Annotated in this window: 19 protein-coding genes; 2 read left to right on the top strand and 17 right to left on the bottom strand. The window is 44.3% G+C overall.

From position 1 onward, the window contains the following. Nucleotides 1-3: 3 nt before the first annotated feature. From rpsQ to rpsL, 15 genes are all read right to left on the bottom strand, one after another. A complete protein-coding gene (gene rpsQ, locus B1s21160_RS00685) occupies nucleotides 4-288 on the bottom strand; it encodes a 30S ribosomal protein S17 (protein WP_095671993.1) in 285 nt (94 codons plus the stop codon). After that, nucleotides 285-500 (bottom strand): 50S ribosomal protein L29, encoded by a 216-nt coding sequence (gene rpmC, locus B1s21160_RS00680; RefSeq protein WP_095671992.1) that lies wholly within the window; start codon nucleotides 498-500, stop codon nucleotides 285-287. Before rpmC ends, rpsQ begins: the two co-directional genes overlap by 4 nt. Continuing rightward, nucleotides 500-913, bottom strand: a complete 414-nt coding sequence (gene rplP, locus B1s21160_RS00675; RefSeq protein WP_095671991.1) for a 50S ribosomal protein L16 — start codon at nucleotides 911-913, stop codon at nucleotides 500-502. Before rplP ends, rpmC begins: the two co-directional genes overlap by 1 nt. Continuing rightward, nucleotides 913-1725, bottom strand: coding sequence for a 30S ribosomal protein S3 (rpsC, locus tag B1s21160_RS00670; RefSeq protein WP_095671990.1), 813 nt, complete (start codon nucleotides 1723-1725; stop codon nucleotides 913-915). The genes rplP and rpsC overlap by 1 nt, the downstream gene beginning before the upstream one ends. Continuing rightward, nucleotides 1726-2304, bottom strand: a complete 579-nt coding sequence (rplV, locus tag B1s21160_RS00665; RefSeq protein WP_095671989.1) for a 50S ribosomal protein L22 — start codon at nucleotides 2302-2304, stop codon at nucleotides 1726-1728. Further along, nucleotides 2297-2584 (bottom strand): 30S ribosomal protein S19, encoded by a 288-nt coding sequence (gene rpsS / locus B1s21160_RS00660; RefSeq protein WP_095671988.1) that lies wholly within the window; start codon nucleotides 2582-2584, stop codon nucleotides 2297-2299. The genes rplV and rpsS overlap by 8 nt, the downstream gene beginning before the upstream one ends. Before the next feature lie 14 nt (nucleotides 2585-2598). Then, on the bottom strand, nucleotides 2599-3432 hold the full coding sequence (rplB, locus tag B1s21160_RS00655) for a 50S ribosomal protein L2 (RefSeq protein WP_095671987.1): 834 nt from the start codon (nucleotides 3430-3432) through the stop codon (nucleotides 2599-2601). A gap of 37 nt (nucleotides 3433-3469) precedes the next feature. Further along, nucleotides 3470-3763 carry a 50S ribosomal protein L23 gene (gene rplW, locus B1s21160_RS00650; protein WP_095671986.1) on the bottom strand — a complete coding sequence of 98 codons (294 nt, stop codon included), beginning with the start codon at nucleotides 3761-3763 and terminating at the stop codon, nucleotides 3470-3472. Next, nucleotides 3760-4437 carry a 50S ribosomal protein L4 gene (gene rplD, locus B1s21160_RS00645; RefSeq protein WP_095671985.1) on the bottom strand — a complete coding sequence of 226 codons (678 nt, stop codon included), beginning with the start codon at nucleotides 4435-4437 and terminating at the stop codon, nucleotides 3760-3762. Before rplD ends, rplW begins: the two co-directional genes overlap by 4 nt. Further along, complete coding sequence (gene rplC / locus B1s21160_RS00640) at nucleotides 4437-5132, bottom strand: 50S ribosomal protein L3 (protein WP_095671984.1); 696 nt, start codon at nucleotides 5130-5132, stop codon at nucleotides 4437-4439. Before rplC ends, rplD begins: the two co-directional genes overlap by 1 nt. Nucleotides 5133-5144: 12 nt before the next feature. Then, complete coding sequence (gene rpsJ, locus B1s21160_RS00635; protein WP_017955300.1) at nucleotides 5145-5453, bottom strand: 30S ribosomal protein S10; 309 nt, start codon at nucleotides 5451-5453, stop codon at nucleotides 5145-5147. Nucleotides 5454-5531: 78 nt separating this feature from the next. Further along, nucleotides 5532-6725, bottom strand: a complete 1194-nt coding sequence (gene tuf / locus B1s21160_RS00630) for an elongation factor Tu (RefSeq protein WP_095671983.1) — start codon at nucleotides 6723-6725, stop codon at nucleotides 5532-5534. Nucleotides 6726-6786: 61 nt separating this feature from the next. Further along, complete coding sequence (gene fusA, locus B1s21160_RS00625) at nucleotides 6787-8889, bottom strand: elongation factor G (RefSeq protein ID WP_095671982.1); 2103 nt, start codon at nucleotides 8887-8889, stop codon at nucleotides 6787-6789. Nucleotides 8890-8920: 31 nt separating this feature from the next. Then, complete coding sequence (gene rpsG / locus B1s21160_RS00620) at nucleotides 8921-9391, bottom strand: 30S ribosomal protein S7 (protein WP_095671981.1); 471 nt, start codon at nucleotides 9389-9391, stop codon at nucleotides 8921-8923. Continuing rightward, nucleotides 9391-9765, bottom strand: a complete 375-nt coding sequence (gene rpsL / locus B1s21160_RS00615) for a 30S ribosomal protein S12 (protein WP_009611830.1) — start codon at nucleotides 9763-9765, stop codon at nucleotides 9391-9393. The genes rpsG and rpsL overlap by 1 nt, the downstream gene beginning before the upstream one ends. A gap of 297 nt (nucleotides 9766-10062) precedes the next feature. Here rpsL and trhA point away from each other — a divergent pair, with 297 nt between their 5' ends. Both trhA and B1s21160_RS00600 read left to right on the top strand, forming a co-directional pair. Further along, entirely contained in the window at nucleotides 10063-10698 is a 636-nt protein-coding gene (trhA, locus tag B1s21160_RS00605) for a PAQR family membrane homeostasis protein TrhA (protein ID WP_095671979.1), read from the top strand. A 3-nt stretch (nucleotides 10699-10701) separates the two neighbouring features. Next, on the top strand, nucleotides 10702-11784 hold the full coding sequence (locus tag B1s21160_RS00600; protein ID WP_095671978.1) for a hypothetical protein: 1083 nt from the start codon (nucleotides 10702-10704) through the stop codon (nucleotides 11782-11784). A 28-nt stretch (nucleotides 11785-11812) separates the two neighbouring features. Here the strand turns inward: B1s21160_RS00600 and B1s21160_RS00595 are convergent, their stop codons facing one another. Both B1s21160_RS00595 and rpoB read right to left on the bottom strand, forming a co-directional pair. Further along, the gene (locus B1s21160_RS00595; RefSeq protein WP_095671977.1) at nucleotides 11813-15637 is read right to left on the bottom strand and encodes a DNA-directed RNA polymerase subunit beta'; all 3825 of its coding nucleotides are present in this window, start codon (nucleotides 15635-15637) and stop codon (nucleotides 11813-11815) included. Nucleotides 15638-15650: 13 nt separating this feature from the next. After that, nucleotides 15651-19115 (bottom strand): DNA-directed RNA polymerase subunit beta, encoded by a 3465-nt coding sequence (gene rpoB, locus B1s21160_RS00590; protein WP_190276968.1) that lies wholly within the window; start codon nucleotides 19113-19115, stop codon nucleotides 15651-15653. Nucleotides 19116-19234: the final 119 nt, after the last annotated feature.

The raw sequence follows: 19234 nt of genomic DNA, 5'->3' as shown, positions 1-19234 counted from the left end.
CCCTTACTTAGCCTTCTCAAGAATCTCAACCACACGCCAGCGTTTTGTTGCTGAGAGTGGACGAGTTTCCATGATTAAAACGCGATCACCGATGCCGGCGGTATTGCCTTCATCATGTGCTTTTAATTTACGAGAGCGTGTTAAAACTTTGCTGTACATCCCATGCTTTACTCGATCTTGAATAGCAACCACAACAGTTTTATCCATTTTGTCACTAGTCACAATTCCTTCACGGGTCTTACGGAAAGGGCGCTCTACTGAAGCAGCTGATGCTTTTTCTTTACTCATGCGCTGACTCCAATCCCTAGTTCGCGTTCACGTAAAATTGTGTAAATCCGAGCGATCTCTTTACGTACTGCAGTTAAGCGGCCATGGTTTTCTAACTGACCAGTCGCTGCTTGAAAGCGCAGATTAAACAACTCTTCCTTCGCCTCACGTAGCTTCTCATTCAACTCATCAGTTGAACTAGCGCGTAATGTTTCAGCAGTTGTAGATGACATTAGAACTCCTCTCGGCGAACAATTCGACACTTCATTGGCAATTTGTGCATCGCACGAGTCATTGCCTCAGTAGCAACCGCCTCGGTCACACCTGAAATTTCAAACATAACTCTTCCTGGCTTCACATTTGCAATCCACCACTCTGGAGATCCTTTTCCAGATCCCATACGAGTTTCAGCTGGCTTCTTAGTTAATGGACGATCTGGATAAATATTTATCCAAACTTTTCCACCACGTTTAATGTGACGTGTCATAGCAATACGAGCCGCTTCAATTTGGCGGTTTGTTACATATGCTGGCGCCATCGCCTGCACACCATAATCACCAAAGGAAACCGCTGTTCCACCCTTAGATTTTCCAGCACGCTTTGGGTGATGTTGTTTACGGTGCTTAACTCGACGTGGAATTAACATTAGTTAGCTCCGCTCTCATCAGGTGTTACTGGAGTTGAACTCTGTTCTGCAGCAGCAGCTTCCGCAGCACGCTCGGCAACAGTTGTAGTTTTAACCTCACCACGTGGTGCCCGCGGTGCTCTGGTTGAACGATTTGGTTTTGGTGCTTTCGCAGCAGCAAGAGCTGCAGCAGCACGCTCGGCGCGAGATTCAATAACCTCACCCTTATAAATCCAAACTTTTACACCTAAGCGACCAAATGTTGTGTGTGCCTCGGCAAATCCATAATCAATATCAGCACGTAATGTGTGTAGTGGAACTCTGCCTTCACGATAAAACTCAGAACGGCTCATCTCTGCTCCACCTAAACGACCACCGCACTGCACGCGAATTCCCTCTGCTCCTGCCTTTAATGCAGTTTGCATTCCTTTTCGCATCGCACGACGGAATGAAACACGAGCAGCTAACTGCTCAGCAATTCCTTGTGCAACTAGTTGCGCATCAATCTCAGGATTCTTGACCTCAAGAATATTTAACTGCACCTGCTTGCCGGTTAGATTTTCTAGATCAATTCGAAGCTTGTCCGCCTCTTGACCACGACGACCAATCACAATTCCCGGACGTGCAGTAAATAGATCGATTCGAACCTTCTCGCGGGTGCGCTCGATCTCAATCTTAGATACGCCAGCTCGCTCCATCTTTTTTGCCATTAATTTACGAATTAAAATATCTTCCTTAACGTAGGCACCGTAAAGTTTGTCGGCATACCAACGTGATTTAAAATCAGTAGTAATTCCAAGACGGAAGCCGTGTGGATTTATCTTTTGACCCATTTACTCGGCCTTTCTCTTGGTTGCTGCCTTTTTGGCAGGTGCTTTTTTAGCGGTAGCTTTTTTAGCTGCCGCTTTCTTTGGTGCTGGCTTTTCAGATAACGAGTCAGCTGCCTTTGTTGGTGCTGGCTTATCTGCAATTACCGCTGGCTTTCGTCTCGCCTTTGGCTTTTGCATCTGAGAAGCTTTTAAATTTTTATTAGTGCGAAGATTCTTATCATCAGATAACACCACGGTGACCTGTGATGACCTTTTATCAATTGCAAAACCACGCCCCTGTGCACGTGGGCGATATCGCTTCATCGTAAAGCCCTCATCAACTAGCGCCTCAACCACCCAAAGCTCAGATGCATCACGAAGTGATGGATTTTTTTGCTTTGCATTTGAAACAGCGGAGGCTATTAATGTGTAGATCGCTTGTCCTAGCTCTGGCTGATTAGCAAACTTCATCATGTTAAGTGCGGTATCTGCACGTTGTCCACGAACTAGATTCACAACTCGACGAGCTTTTTGTGGTGTGGCACGTAAATCGCGAAGTACTGCGCGAGAAACTAATGCGGTAGTGGTGTCGGTATTACTCACTTACTACCACCGCCTTTCCATCAGCACGAGAGTGACCTTTGAAAGTTCTAGTTGGTGAAAACTCACCAAGCTTGTGACCGATCATTGCCTCGGTAATGAAAACTGGCACATGTTTGCGACCATCATGAACTGCAATGGTGTGACCAATCATGTCCGGAGTAATCATTGATCGACGTGACCAAGTTTTAATAACATTTTTAGTGTTTTTCGCATTTTGTTCCTCTACCTTTTTAGATAGATGAAGATCAACGAAAGGACCCTTCTTTAAACTGCGTGGCATCTTAAGATCCCCCCTTATCTCTTCTTATTGGACTTGCGTCGACGGATAATTAAAGAATCACTTGCTTTCTTTTTACGGGTGCGCTTTTCAGGTAGACCCCAAGGTGAAACTGGGTGGCGACCACCAGAAGTTTTACCCTCACCACCACCATGTGGGTGATCTACTGGGTTCATAACCACACCGCGAACCGATGGGCGCTTACCCTTCCAACGCATTCGGCCAGCTTTTCCATAATTTCTATTTACTTGCTCAGCATTACCAACTGTGCCAACAGTTGCCCGGCAGCGAACATCGATATTTCTAATTTCACCAGATGGCATACGAATTTGTGCATACGGTCCATCTTTAGCAACTAACTGCACCGCAGAACCAGCAGAGCGGGCAATCTTTGCTCCCCCACCTGGGCGAAGTTCAATTGCATGAATCATGGTTCCAACTGGAATATTACGAAGTGGCAAATTATTTCCTGGCTTAATATCTGCAGCTGGGCCATTCTCAATTGCTGCACCTTGCACTAAACCATCTGGTGCGATGATGTAACGCTTCTCGCCATCAGCAAAGTGAAGTAGTGCAATATTTGCAGTGCGGTTTGGATCGTATTCAATCTGTGCCACCTTTGCTGGCACACCATCTTTATCGTTGCGAATAAAATCTATTAACCGATAGGCACGTTTGTGTCCGCCACCTTGATGGCGCATGGTTACTCGTCCAGTTGCGTTGCGACCACCTTTTGAGTTGATCGGACGGACCAAAGATTTCTCTGGCTTTTGACGAGTGATCTCTTCAAAATCAGGAACGCTTGCTCCGCGCTGACCAGGTGTGATCGGCCTCAGATTACGCAGTGCCATTTATCTTCTCCCTATTCCTATTCAAGTCCCAATCTCCTTAGGAGACTGGTCCTCCAAAGATGTCGATTCGTTGTCCAGCTGCTACATGCACAATTGCCCGCTTGGTATCTTTACGTTTTCCAAAACCTAAAGCGGTTCGCTTGCGCTTACCCTCGCGGTTCATGGTGTTAACACTTAATACCTTTACATTAAATACTTTTTCTACTGCAATCTTTATTTCAGTCTTATTAGCATCAGGTGATACCAAGAATGTGTACTTATTGCCATCTAGCAATGAGTATGACTTCTCCGAGACCACTGGTGCTAGTAATACATCACGGTAGTTTTTCATGCTGATACTCCTACTTCACTCTCACGGGCAACTGCGGTTGCACCTTTGCCAGTTGTAGGTCCGGCGATGAAATCACGAAGGGCACCTTCAGAAAAAATCACATCATCAGAAACTAAAACATCGTAGGCATTTAATTGATCATTCACAATTAAATGAAGTTCATCATGATTTCTAAGTGATAGCCAGGCTGAATTCTCATTACGTGATAGGACGACTAATAAATTCTTGCGATCTGAGAATTGACGCACCGCTGCAATTGCAGCTTTAGTAGTTGTTGCTTCCACCAAACCACTAACTGCATGAATCCGGGAAGCGCGTTGACGATCAGAGAGCACACCTTTTAAGGCTGCTGCAATCATTTTCTTAGGTGTGCGTTGGTCATACTTACGAGGGACTGGACCATGGGCAACTCCACCATGACGTTGGTTTGGTGAACGGGTTGAACCCTGACGAGCGCGACCAGTTCCTTTTTGCTTAAATGGTTTCTTTCCACCACCTGAAACCTCACCACGGTTTTTAGCCTTATGGGTTCCAGCTCTGGCTGCAGCTAATTGCGCAACTACCACCTGGTGAATTAATGGCACATTCGCCTGCACATCAAATATTGCTGCTGGCAGATCAATTGAACCAGTTGCCTTACCAGTAATATCTTTAACCTCAATTTTTAATGACATTAGGCACCAACCTTTGTATTAACAGTCTCTGCTGCAGTCATCTTGGCTGCTGTGCGAATAAATACTGTGCCACCAATTGCGCCAGGAACTGAACCGCGAACTAATATTTTGTTGTTTTCAGCATCTACTGAATGCACTAAAAGATTTTGGGTGGTGACGGTGTCAATACCCATGCGGCCAGTCATGCGCTTGCCCTTAAATACTCTTCCTGGTGTAGTTCTATTTCCAACTGAACCACCCATACGGTGACGCTTATCAACACCGTGGGATGCACCCATGCCAGAGAAACCATGGCGTTTCATAACACCAGCGGTTCCTTTTCCTTTTGATGTACCGGTGGCGTCAATAATTTCACCAGCTGCAAATACATCTGCCTTTAATTCTTGACCTACGGTGTAGCCATCAGTGGATGAAATTCGAAGTTCACAAACCTCACGACGTGGTGTCACACCAGCTTTTGCAAATTGGCCGGTTTGTGGCTTAGAAACTTTTCTTGGCTCAGTTGCACCAAATGCAAGTTGCACAGCGGTGTAGCCATCTTTTTCAATTGAACGAATTTGAGTAACCACACAAGGACCAGCCTGAATAACAGTTACTGGCACAATTTTATTTTGGGAATCAAAGACTTGAGTCATACCCAGCTTTGTGCCCAAGATGCCTTTAATGGCAGATGAGCGTGATTGCGTAGTTGTCATTTGTTTATTCCCTTAGAGCTTGATCTCAATGTCAACGCCAGCTGGCAAATCAAGACGCATCAAGGAATCAACTGTTTTTGGAGTTGGATCGATGATGTCAATTAGGCGCTTATGGGTGCGCATCTCAAAGTGCTCGCGGCTATCTTTATATTTATGGGGAGAGCGAATAACACAGTAAGTGTTTTTCTCAGTTGGCAGCGGAACAGGGCCTGCGACGGTTGCCCCGGTGCGTTCAACAGTTTCAACGATTTTTTTCGCTGAACTATCAATCACCTCGTGGTCATACGCCTTAAGCCTAATGCGGATCTTTTGTCCGGCCATTTTGCTCTCCTTCTTTACTAGTTTTCTTTTAGTTATTTCTGGGCCACATATTTCAGCAGCCCAGAAATAATTCTGTTTTTACTTGACGATCTTGGTTACGCGACCTGCACCAACGGTGCGGCCACCTTCTCTGATCGCAAAGCGAAGTCCCTCTTCCATTGCAACTGGCTGAATAAGAGTTACAGTCATAGCGGTGTTATCGCCAGGCATAACCATTTCAGTACCAGATGGCAGTGTTACTACGCCAGTTACATCCGTTGTGCGGAAGTAGAACTGAGGACGGTAGTTGTTAAAGAATGGTGTGTGACGACCACCCTCATCCTTTGAAAGGATGTATGCAGAGGCTTCGAAATCTGTGTGAGGTGTAATTGATCCAGGCTTACAAACAACCTGACCACGCTCAACATCTTCCCGCTTAGTTCCACGAAGAAGTAAACCAACGTTTTCGCCGGCCTGACCCTCATCAAGTAACTTACGGAACATTTCAACACCAGTAACAATTGTCTTTTGGGCATCTAGACGGATACCAACGATTTCAACCTCTTCGTTGACCTTAACAATTCCGCGCTCGATACGACCAGTAACAACAGTTCCGCGACCAGTAATAGTGAATACATCTTCTACTGGCATTAGGAATGGTTTTTCAATCTCGCGTGTTGGTTGTGGAATAAAGCTATCAACTTGATTCATCAACTCAAGCAATGCATCAACCCACTTCTGATCACCCTCAAGTGCTTTAAGCGCTGAGATGCGAACGATTGGAGTGGTATCTCCTGGGAACTCGTACTTGTTTAGAAGTTCACGAACTTCCATCTCTACTAGCTCAAGAATTTCAGCATCATCAACCATGTCAGTTTTGTTTAACGCAACAATGATTGAAGGCACTCCAACTTGGCGAGCAAGAAGTACGTGCTCCTTAGTTTGTGGCATTGGTCCATCAGTTGCGGCTACTACCAAAATTGCGCCATCCATTTGTGCTGCACCAGTGATCATGTTCTTGATGTAGTCAGCGTGACCTGGACAGTCAACGTGTGCGTAGTGACGCTTCTCAGTTTGGTACTCAATGTGTGCGATAGAAATAGTAATACCGCGTTGACGCTCTTCTGGCGCCTTATCAATTTGATCAAAATTCATCAGCGGATTTACATCCGGGAACTTGTCATGAAGCACCTTGGAAATCGCCGCAGTAAGAGTTGTCTTACCGTGGTCAATGTGACCAATGGTGCCGATGTTTACGTGCGGTTTGGTCCGCTCGAACTTCGCCTTTGTCACTTTTTCCTCCTGTTTTTGCTGTTAGTAGTTATTTCGGATTTTCGCTCTGGTCGTTGCGGTTTTACTCGCCGCGAACCTTCGCAATGATTTCTTTCGATACCGCTTGTGGAACTTCGGCATACGAATCAAATTGCATGCTGTAGCTCGCGCGACCTTGTGTCCTGCTGCGAAGATCTCCGACGTAGCCGAACATCTCTGACAGTGGCACTAGTGCCTTAACGATTCGGGCACCTGACCGCTCATCCATGGCCAAGATTTGACCACGACGACTATTAATGTCGCCGATGACATCACCCATGAAATCTTCAGGGGTAATAACTTCAACCGACATAACTGGCTCTAGCAGAACTGGACCAGCAAGTTTTGCTGCTTCCTTAAATGCTGCGATGCCAGCAATCTTGAAGGCAAGCTCTGATGAGTCAACATCATGATAAGCGCCATCAAGAAGAGTTACTTTCACATCAACTAATGGATAACCAGCAAGTGGTCCACTAGCGAGTGCTTCCTGGCAACCATCATCAACAGATGGGATGTACTCCTTTGGAATACGTCCGCCAGTAATTTTATTTACGAATTCATAAGGCTCTTCAGAACCAGTTGGAAGTGGCTCTACTGAGATTTGAATCTTTGCAAACTGACCAGATCCACCAGATTGTTTCTTATGGGTGTAGTCATAACGGCTAACTGTTTTGCGAAGTGTTTCGCGGTATGCAACCTGTGGCTTACCAACATTTGCTTCAACTTTAAACTCACGCTTCATGCGATCTACCAAAATCTCTAAGTGCAGCTCACCCATTCCAGAAATAATGGTCTGGCCTGTCTCTTCATCTGATTTCACATGGAAGGTTGGATCTTCCTCTGCTAAAGATTGGATTGCGATGCCAAGTTTTTCTTGATCTGCCTTGGTCTTTGGTTCGATTGCTACTGAAATAACTGGTGCTGGGAAATCCATTGATTCTAAAATTACTGGCTTATCTACATCACATAATGTTTCACCGGTGGTGGTGTCCTTTAGACCCATTACCGCGATAATCATTCCGGCTCCGGCTGAATCCATCTCCTCACGCTTATTTGCGTGCATCTGATAAATCTTTCCGATTCTTTCTTTTCTATCTTTAGTTGAGTTAAGTACTGCAGTTCCAGCTGTTAGTGAGCCGGAGTAAATCCGAACGAAGGTCAATTTACCTAGATGGGGATCTCGCATAATTTTAAAAGCAAGAGCTGAGAACGGCTCATTATTGTTTGGTTGGCGCTCAATGGCGGTAGCAGGATCACCTTGTTTATGACCAACAATTGCTTTGATATCAAGTGGGCTTGGTAGATAACGATTGACCGCATCCAACATTGGTTGCACACCTTTATTCTTAAATGCTGAGCCGGTAAGCACCGGTGTTGCCTTGTCAGCAAGAGTTGCCCGACGGATGCCAGCAATGATTTCTTCTTCAGTTAATTCTGCACCCTCTAAGTACTTCTCCATTACCGCATCATCTGACTCAGCTAAAGTTTCAATTAAATCATGGCGTGCCTTCTTTGCCTTCTCAGCTAAGTTTGCTGGAATCTCTTCTACTAAATAATCTTCACCTTTTTTAGTCTCACCCGGCCAGACAAGTGCCTTCATTGCAATTAAATCAACCACACCTAGGAAATCACCCTCAACACCGATTGGAATTTGTAGTACTAGCGGCGTTGCATTAAGCCGAGACTTGATCATATCCACGCAGCGATCAAAGGATGCACCGGTGCGATCTAGTTTGTTAACAAAACAAATACGAGGAACGTTATAACGATCTGCTTGGCGCCAAACAGTTTCAGATTGTGGCTCAACCCCTGCCACACCATCAAATACTGCAACTGCGCCATCTAATACTCGAAGAGAACGCTCAACCTCCACGGTGAAATCTACGTGGCCAGGAGTATCAATGATATTAATCATGTGATCTTTCCAATGGCATGTGGTGGCAGCGGAGGTAATTGTGATTCCACGCTCTTGCTCTTGTTCCATCCAGTCCATAGTGGCAGCGCCCTCATGAACCTCACCAATTTTGTAATTAATTCCGGTGTAGAAAAGAATTCGCTCAGTTGTTGTGGTTTTGCCCGCGTCGATGTGCGCCATGATTCCAATGTTTCGAACCTTGGCTAAATCAACTGCAGTTGCAACTGACATTTTCTTCTCTCCCCTTCCGTTGTCTCTTTTATTACCAGCGATAGTGAGCAAACGCCTTGTTTGCTTCAGCCATCTTGTGGGTGTCTTCGCGCTTTTTAACCGCTGCGCCTAAGCCATTGCTGGCATCAATTAATTCATTTCCTAATCGCTCTGCCATTGACTTCTCGCGGCGTTCTCTGGAGTTATCAACGATCCAACGAAGACCCAGAGCTAATGCCCGAGCTGGCTTTACCTCAACTGGTACTTGATAAGTAGCTCCGCCAACACGGCGGGAGCGAACTTCAACAGTTGGTTTCACATTGTCTAATGCACGCTTTAATACAATTACTGGATCACCACTTGTTTTTGTGCGGCAATTTTCCAATGCACCATAAACAATGGCTTCGGCGGTAGATCTTTTACCATGCACTAATACTTTATTGATTAAAGATGTAACCACAGGTGAGCTGTATACAGGATCTGCAACAACTGGATCTTTTGCGACCGGGCCTTTACGTGGCATTACTTCTTCTCCTTCTTTGCACCATAACGAGAGCGTGATTGCTTACGATCTTTAACACCTTGGGTATCAAGGGAACCACGAACAATTTTGTAACGAACTCCAGGTAGATCTTTAACACGTCCACCACGAACTAAAACAATTGAATGCTCTTGCAAGTTATGACCTTCACCAGGAATGTATGCAGTTACTTCCATGCCACTTGTTAGACGTACACGTGCAACTTTACGAAGCGCAGAGTTTGGCTTCTTCGGTGTAGTTGTGTAAACACGTGTGCAAACGCCACGACGTTGCGGGCTACCTTTTAATGCAGGCGTGCTCGTCTTATCTGTCTTCTCGGCGCGGCCCTTACGGACCAGCTGCTGAATAGTTGGCACTACATCTCCTAGTTACTTGAAGTTATAAATAACTTTTAAAATTATTTATCCAAACTTTTTTCTTACAAATCACCACACTTTCCCGACCCACGAGGTCGGGCGTGTTGCCCATTCCTTGCAGATAAGATGCAATCGAAATTGCATGTTTTAGTGCAGCTCCTAAGTTGAAAAGAGCAGGACGGGAAGGGTAGCCCAGTGCCACCGCCTCGGTCAAAACGGTGGTTCTACTCCTACCCCATAAATCTTATGGTTACGACACGCCGAAGTGGTCGCACAATCCACGCCTATGGTTAATAGGTGAGAAAGCCAAAATTGCGAGGTGTGGTCCATTTAGTGATGTCGCCAATCAGCCTGGTGGCAGGGTTAATCCTTATTACTTTGGCTGATGAACTTCGTGGGCGAATTACCTTAGGGATATTCACTCTAACCGCAGTTACTTTATTTACCTGCAGCGCCTTATATCACCGGGTTGGTTGGAGTGATAAAAACCGAGCGATCTGGCGCAGAATTGATCATTCAAATATTTCAATTCTAATTGCCGGTACCTACACACCATTTGCGATTTACCTATTAGAGGCTGATCAAGCAAGAATTTTGTTAATCCTAGCTTGGGGTGGCGCTCTGCTTAGCTCACTTCTTCGAATATTTTGGCTATCTGCACCCCGTTGGTTATATGTCTCTGGATATATTGCACTTGGATGGGCGGCGGTTATTTATATGCCAGAGTTTCTAAAATCTGGTGGAGTTGTAATCTTTGTTTTAATTCTAGTTGGTGGAGTTTTATACTCCGCAGGCGGAGTGATTTACGCGCTTAAAAAACCAAATTTTTCCATAAACTGGTTTGGCTTTCATGAGTTATTTCACGCAATGACTGCAGCCGCTTTTATCTGCCACTTTGTTGCTGCGGTATTGACGGTATTTTTGAAAGGTTAAAAGTTGGCTCGTAGAAATATTTTTATACCAATTGCAATTTTGATTATTGCATTTTTATTTGGTTTGTTTCAACCTCAATTTTTCCCAAGCACTTCCACATTACAAAGCTGCTACCACGCAACTATTGGTGACTCAAGCTCTTTATTGCAAATAAAAGATCCAAGGGCTGATCAGTTAACTGGTGAACTAATTTTTTATAACTATCAAAAAGATAGCTCCTACGGTGTTTTTACCGGAAAGTTGGCTGCAGATCAATTAACCCTAGATTTCACCTTCCAATCTGAAGGGGTTGAGTCAAAGCGGCAAATCACCTTAACTAAATCAGGAGATGAATTATCTGGTGAGGGATATTTATATAAACCGGTGGATGATTGTAAAAAAGTGGTTTATAGCCAAGGTTTAGGGCTTATTCCATTTGATATGAAGCTTCCACTTTATCTATTCCCACAAATGAAATTGCAGCAAATGAGTGAGGAACAAGTTGGCTGGACCTTTGGACCCGGTGGCTTTAAACCAATCCAATCGGCAAAGATTGTTTACACCCCAACTAAGGGTGAGCCAGTTGATGCAGTTGTCTTTTATCTCTGGCAAAAAAGTGTTTGGGATGTAATTGCCAATCCAAATGAAGCACCAGATTGGGGTGTTATGCAATGGAGTGATCAGGCAAATGTCTTTAGCGTAAATGGTGTACAAGATTGTGTTTATCCTAATGAACCAGACTGCGGAAACATTAGTGAGATCTACACATATATCTATGAGAAAAGCTCTTATGTTAATAAGGTGCCAAAGTACGCGCCAGCACAAGTTAAAGTTGTAAAGACCAATACCTTTCATGATCCAGAGACTGGTTACTACGTTCTCTCACAATTTAACATTTTAGGAATCAAAGCTAATCAAAGTTATCGCTGTGATCTGATCGCCTTTGATAAAGCAGGTAAAGAAATTATCACTTGGAAAACTGAAGGTTTAAGTTTTTCACCAAGGCCTTCAACTATTTACTCTGGTCAAACAAATATCACTCCTGATCAAGTACCAACTGTTGGTAGCAGTAGCGTTAAATGCGAAGTGGCCGACGCAATTATTTAGCGCCGGCCACTTTTGAATTACTTATTTTTTAACGAACCTCTAGATCATCCAAACGAACCGCTTCACCTGAACCTTGTGATTCAAATGGTGTGAACTCGTACTGGTCATAAGCTGCATAAACTGCTGCTTTTGCTTCCTCGGTTGGCTCAACTCGAACATTGCGATAACGAGCAAGTCCAGTTCCAGCTGGAATCAACTTACCGATAATTACGTTTTCCTTCAGACCAAGTAGTGGATCACTCTTCTCAGATAAAGCAGCGTCCGTTAGAACACGAGTTGTCTCTTGGAATGAGGCGGCTGATAGCCATGACTCAGTTGCAAGTGAGGCCTTAGTAATTCCCATTAACTCAGGACGTCCTGAAGCTGCTTTGCCACCAGTTGAAACTACGCGACGATTCTCTTCTTCAAAGCGACCACGCTCAACTAACTCACCTGGAAGTAGATCAGCATCTCCTGGCTCTAGCACAGTGATGCGCTTTAACATTTGGCGAACAATAATTTCAATGTGCTTATCGTGAATTGATACACCTTGCATACGATAAACCTCTTGAATTTCACTTACCAAGTGGATCTGTGTTTGACGAGGTCCCAGAATTCGAAGTACCTGCTTTGGATCAATTGCGCCAACAACTAATTGTTGACCCACAGTAACTCGAACACCCTCTTCAACTAGAAGTTTTTGACGACGAGTAATTGGATAAGCAACCGCTTCACCACCATCTTCTGGGGTGACCACAATCTTCTTACCCTTTGCATCCTCTAAGAATGAAACCGTGCCAGCAGCCTCGGCAATTGGTGCCACACCCTTTGGTGTTCTGGCCTCAAACAACTCTTGAACACGAGGTAGACCATGAGTAATTTGAGTTTCACCAAGTAATTGCGCTCCACCAGTATGGAAGGTACGCATTGTTAACTGGGTTCCTGGCTCACCAATTGATTGCGCAGCAATAATTCCAACAGCTTCACCGACATCAACTATCTTGCCAGCCGCCATTGATCGGCCGTAACACATTGCACATTGGCCAACCTTGCTATCGCAGGTTAGAACTGAGCGAACCTTAACCTCTTCAACTCCTGCTGCAACCAAGGTGTCGATATTGCGATCACCAAGATCAGTACCTGCTGCCAAAATTACTTTGCCTGATGCAGTTACATCCTCAGCTAAGTTACGGCCAAAGAGTGATGTTTCGACATGGTCATCACGAAGTAATGTGCCGGTTGCATCTTTTGCCGCAATCTTTAGCGTTAGACCACGATCAGTTCCGCAATCTTCCTCGCGAATAATTACATCTTGCGCAACATCGCAAAGACGACGGGTTAAATAACCTGAGTCTGCGGTACGAAGTGCGGTATCTGCCAAACCTTTACGAGCACCGTGAGTTGAAATGAAGTACTCCAGAACTGAAAGTCCTTCACGGAAGTTTGATTTAATCGGACGAGGAATAATTTCACCCTTTGGGTTAGCTACAAGTCCGCGCATTCCAGCAATTTGGCGGATCTGCATCATATTTCCACGAGCACCTGAATAAACCATCATCCAAACTGGGTTGGTGCGAGGGAAGTTATCTTCCATCTCCTTAGCAACCTCATTAGTGGCAAGTGTCCAGATTTCAATTAACTCTTGGCGACGCTCATCATCAGTAATCAATCCCTTTTCATACTGTGATTGAACCTTATCCGCCTTAGTTTCATACCCTTCCAAGATTTCGCGCTTGCGACCTGGTGTTACCACATCATTAATTGAGATTGTGACACCAGCTCTGGTTGCCCAGTAAAAACCAAGTGATTTAAGGGCATCAAGTGTTTGTGCCACTGTTACCTTGGCATAACCTTCAGCCAAATTATCAACAATTAAACCAAGTAGCTTCTTTGTTACATCGTAATCAACAAATGGGAAATCAGCAGGTAGTACCTCATTAAATAAAGCACGACCTAAAGTGGTTTCCTTAACCTCAGCAACACCACTCTTATCAATACGCAGCTTAATCTTTGCTTGCAATGAAAGGCTGCCCTGATCAAATGCCATTACCGCTTCTGCGATAGATGAGAATGCTCTGCCTTCACCCAATTGCTTCTCACGAAGTGAGGTCAGGAAGTAAAGACCAAGCACCATATCCTGGGTAGGAGATGTAATTGGTCGACCTGATGCCGGAGACAAAATATTATTGCTAGAAAGCATTAATACTCGAGCCTCTGCTTGTGCTTCAGCTGAAAGTGGCAAGTGAACCGCCATCTGATCACCATCAAAGTCTGCGTTAAATGCAGTACAAACTAATGGGTGAATCTGAATAGCTTTTCCTTCAACTAGTTGTGGTTCAAATGCTTGAATACCAAGGCGGTGCAGGGTTGGTGCACGGTTTAGTAGCACTGGATGCTCAGCAATTACTTCCTCAAGCACATCCCAAACTACTGGTCGAGCACGCTCAACCATTCGTTTAGCAGATTTAATATTTTGTGCATGGTTTAAATCGACAAGACGTTTCATTACAAATGGTTTGAACAACTCAAGTGCCATCTGCTTAGGCAGACCACACTGATGCAATTTAAGTTGTGGACCAACCACAATTACAGAACGGCCAGAGTAATCAACACGCTTTCCAAGTAGGTTTTGACGGAAACGTCCCTGCTTTCCCTTTAACATGTCAGAGAGTGATTTCAGTGGACGGTTTCCAGGTCCAGTTACTGGACGACCACGACGGCCATTATCAAATAATGAGTCAACCGCTTCTTGCAACATACGCTTTTCGTTATTAACAATAATCTCAGGTGCACCTAAATCGGCAAGACGCTTTAAACGATTATTACGGTTAATTACTCGGCGATAAAGATCATTTAGATCACTGGTTGCAAACCGGCCACCATCTAGCTGAACCATTGGACGAAGATCTGGCGGAATAACTGGCACACAATCAAGCACCATTGATGCTGGTTTGTTGCGAGTATTAAGGAATGAGTTAACTACTTTTAATCGCTTAATTGCTCGGGTTTTCTTCTGACCCTTACCAGTTTGTGATAACTCATTTAATTTATCAAACTCAGCTTTTAGATCAAAGGTTTCAAGCCGTGATTGGATAGCTTGTGCGCCCATAGATCCTTTGAAGTAGATTCCGTAACGATCACGAAGCTCACGATAAATTGATTCATCACCTTCAAGATCTTGAACTTTAAGATTCTTAAACTTATTCCAAACTGCATCCAAACGATCTAGCTCTTTTTGAGAGCGATCACGAATAGTTTTTAACTCTCGCTCACCAGCCTCGCGCACCTTACGGCGAGCATCTGCTTTAGCGCCCTCATCCTCTAGATCTGACAAATCAGATTCCATCTTTTTGGTGCGAGTATCTAATTCAAGATCACGACGAGACTCAATCTTTTTAACATCAGCGCCATACTTCTTTTCTAAAGTTGGCATATCTTCAGTTCTGGCCTCAGTATCAACCTCGGTGATCATGTAAGCGGCAAAGTAAATTACTTTTTCTAAATCCTTTGGTGCTAAATCTAATAAATACCCAAGACGGCTTGGGACACCCTTGAAGTACCAGATATGGGTTACTGGAGCTGCAAGTTCAATATGACCCATCCGCTCACGACGCACCTTGGCACGAGTTACCTCAACGCCGCATCGCTCGCAGATAATTCCCTTAAACCGCACTCGCTTGTACTTACCGCAATAACATTCCCAGTCACGAGTTGGTCCGAAGATCTTTTCATCAAATAATCCGTCTTTTTCAGGCTTCAGTGTGCGGTAATTAATTGTCTCTGGCTTTTTAACCTCACCAAATGACCATTCACGAATATTGTCAGTTGAGGCAAGACCAATTCTTAACTCATCAAAAAAGTTAACATCTAACATGGTTATCCTCTCCTCACACTTCTTCTACAGAGCTTGGCTCAACTCGGGATAAGTTGATACCTAATTCTTCAGCGGTTCTAAATACCTCTTCATCAGTGTCGCGCATTTCAATTGCTACACCCTCTGAAGAAAGTACTTCAACATTTAAGCAAAGTGATTGCATTTCCTTAACCAAAACCTTAAATGATTCAGGAATTCCTGGCTCTGGAATATTTTCACCCTTAACAATTGCTTCATAAACCTTTACTCGTCCAAGAACATCATCAGATTTAATAGTTAACAACTCCTGCAAGGTGTAGGCGGCGCCATAAGCTTCAAGTGCCCAGACCTCCATCTCACCAAAGCGTTGTCCACCAAACTGTGCTTTTCCACCCAACGGTTGTTGCGTAATCATTGAGTAAGGACCGGTGGAACGAGCGTGGATCTTGTCATCTACTAAATGGTGCAGCTTTAAAATGTACATATATCCAACTGAAATCATCTGCTTATATGGCTCACCAGTTCTGCCATCAAATAATTGCGCTTTACCGTCTGCGCCAATTAAGCGCATGCCATCTTTGTTTGGCAGAGTTGATCCCAAAAGTCCAGATAACTCCTCTTCCTTTGTGCCATCAAATACCGGTGTTGCCACCTTGGTATTTGCCGGAGCTTCGGCGTAACCATTTTCGCGAAGTGATTGTTGCCAATCCTCATTTCCTTCTAGCTTCCAGCCAGATTTAGCAACCCATCCAAGATGCGTCTCTAATACCTGACCAACATTCATACGTCCTGGCACACCAAGTGGATTTAACACCACATCAACTGGAGTTCCATCCTCTAAAAATGGCATATCTTCAACTGGAAGAATCTTTGAGATAACACCCTTGTTACCGTGACGACCAGCAAGTTTGTCACCATCTTGAATCTTACGTTTTTGTGCAACATAGACTCGAACCACCTGATTAACACCAGCTGCTAATTCAAATCCCTCTGCTGAATCTTGAATACTTACACCAATTACTTTGCCAGATTCACCATGGGGCACCTTAAGAGATGTATCGCGAACTTCACGGGCTTTTTCACCAAAGATGGCGCGAAGTAAACGCTCTTCCGGTGTTAATTCAGTTTCACCTTTAGGGGTTACTTTTCCTACCAAAATATCGCCAGGCACAACATCTGCGCCAACTCGAATAATTCCGCGCTCATCAAGATCTGCTAATACCTCTTCCGAAACATTTGGAATATCACGAGTAATTTCCTCAGCACCTAACTTGGTATCGCGAGCATCAACTTCATACTCTTCAATATGAATTGAGGTGAGCACATCATCTTGCACCAGGCGTTGTGAAAGAATGATCGCATCCTCATAGTTATGACCTTCCCAGGACATAAATGCCACAAGTAGATTTTTACCTAGCGCCATCTCACCTTTATCGGTACTAGCGCCATCTGCAACTACTTGACCAACTTCGATTTTATCTCCCACGGAGACAATCACCTTTTGGTTTCGGCTAGTTCCTTGGTTAGATCTAACAAACTTCTCAACAAAATAGGTTTCAGTTGAACCATCATCATTTTTAACAATGACTTGATCAGAGTTAACCTCAGTGACTACACCTGGTTTGCGGGCAAGTAAAACATCACCAGCATCAACCGCAGCACGAAACTCCATACCAGTTCCAACTAATGGCGCTTCAGCTCTGATTAGTGGTACTGCTTGACGCATCATATTTGCGCCCATTAACGCACGGTTAGCATCATCATGCTCCAAGAATGGAATCATTGCAGTTGCAACTGAAACCATCTGACGTGGTGAAACATCCATGTAATCAACCTCGGATGCTTGAATATTTTCAACCTCACCACCACGACGACGTACTAATACTCTGGCTTCAGCAAAATGATTATCTTCAGTTAGTGGCGCATTTGCTTGCGCAATAATGTGCTCATCCTCTTCATCAGCAGTTAAGTAATCAATACGGTCAGAAACTTTGCCATCAACAACCTTGCGATAAGGAGTTTCAATAAAACCAAATGGCGTTACGCGGGCATATGTTGCAAGTGATCCAATCAAGCCAATGTTTGGTCCCTCTGGTGTTTCAATTGGGCACATACGTCCGTAGTGGGATGGGTGCACATCTCGAACCTCAAAGCCTGCACGTTCACGAGATAGACCGCCGGGCCCAAGGGCTGAAAGTCGACGCTTATGTGTCATACCTGAAAGTGGATTTGTTTGATCCATAAACTGTGAAAGTTGTGATGTACCAAAAAACTCTTTTATGGATGCAACCACGGGGCGAATATTGATCAAGGTTTGTGGGGTAATTGCCTCTACATCTTGAGTGGTCATGCGCTCGCGCACTACCCGCTCCATTCGAGAAAGTCCGGTGCGAACCTGGTTTTGAATTAACTCACCAACGGTGCGCAGACGTCGATTACCAAAATGGTCAATATCATCAGTTTCAACTCGGACCTCTTTGCCATACTCCAGCAATGCATCGCCACGATGCAGGGCCACTAAGTATTTAATTGTGCCGACAATATCTTCGATGGTTAATAAACCACGACTTAGATCTAATTCCATACCAAGCTTCTTATTTATCTTAAACCGGCCAACCTTAGCCAAGTCATAACGTTTTGGATTGAAATAAAGATTCTCAATTAAATTCTGAGCAGCCTCTTTAGTTGGTGGCTCACCTGGGCGAAGTTTGCGATAAATATCTAATAACGCATCATCTTGAGTCTCTACGTTATCTTTTTCTAAAGTTAATTTCATTGATTCAAACTCACCAAATTGTTCGAGAATTTGGGCGCTGGTCCAACCAAGTGCTTTTAAGAAAACAGTAACCGATTGCTTACGTTTGCGATCGATACGAACACCGACCATATCCTTCTTATCAACTTCAAACTCAAGCCAAGCACCACGGCTTGGAATAATTTTTGTTGTGAATACATCTTTGTCAGATGTTTTTTCAATTGTGCGCTCAAAGTAAACACCTGGAGAACGAACGATCTGTGAAACCACAACTCGCTCTGTGCCGTTGATTACGAAGGTTCCTCGAGGTGTCATTAATGGGAAATCACCCATGAAAACAGTTTGGGATTTAATTTCTCCGGTGATGTTGTTGGTGAACTCAGCAGTTAAGAAAAGTGGAGCTGCGTAGGTAATATCGCGCTCTTTACACTCGGCAATTGAGTACTTAGGTGGCTCAAATCGATGGTCACGGAATGAAAGTGACATTGATCCTTGAAAATCTTCAATTGGTGATATCTCTTCAAAAATTTCTTCAAGTCCTGATTGCTTTGGTACCTCACCGCGATGTGATTTTTCAGCCTCCGCCAAGCGAGTGCGCCAAGCATCATTTCCTAATAACCAATCAATGCTTTCTAGTTGTAATGAAAGCAGATTTGGAACCTCAAGTGGTTCACGAATCTTTGCGAATGAAACACGACGTGGAGCATGAGATTTAATTTTCGAAGCGGCCAAAGTTTCCTCCAGTAATAAACTGCGTTAAACACACGGCTACCACTAGGTCTTAGCCGCTATATGCTTTTGACCTATTGGTTTTTAAAAAAGATGAAGGGGCAGAGTATCTAACCTGTGCCCCTTCTGTCTAA

This window comes from Candidatus Nanopelagicus hibericus, from assembly GCF_002288005.1.
Lineage (GTDB): Bacteria > Actinomycetota > Actinomycetes > Nanopelagicales > Nanopelagicaceae > Nanopelagicus > Nanopelagicus hibericus.
Note: the sequence above shows the minus strand (reverse complement) of the source record. Positions and strands in the feature narration are given on the sequence as shown.